Here is a 223-nt window from a genome sequence, read left to right as displayed (position 1 = left end):
GCATCGCCTACGACCGGCGGGCGCATGGCCGCTCGAGCGATCCGGGTCGAGGCTACGACTACGACACCCTGGCGGACGATCTGGCGGACGTCATTCAGGCGCTGGAGCTGGAGAGCGTCACTGTGGTGGCGCACTCCTTCGCCAGCGGTGAGGTCGTGCGCTATCTGACCCGGCATGGCTCGGGCCGGATCGCCCGGGTGGTGCTGGTCGCCCCGGCGGCGAT

General features: G+C 70.4%; 1 protein-coding gene. It reads left to right on the top strand.

Annotated elements, in window-relative coordinates:
* Nucleotides 1-223: alpha/beta fold hydrolase (locus E4K09_RS16790; RefSeq protein ID WP_134498950.1), on the top strand; the 223-nt coding region annotated here is incomplete at both ends.

The organism is Microvirga pakistanensis (assembly GCF_004458765.1).
GTDB lineage: Bacteria > Pseudomonadota > Alphaproteobacteria > Rhizobiales > Beijerinckiaceae > Microvirga > Microvirga pakistanensis.
This window is presented reverse-complemented; position numbering and strand designations above follow the sequence as displayed.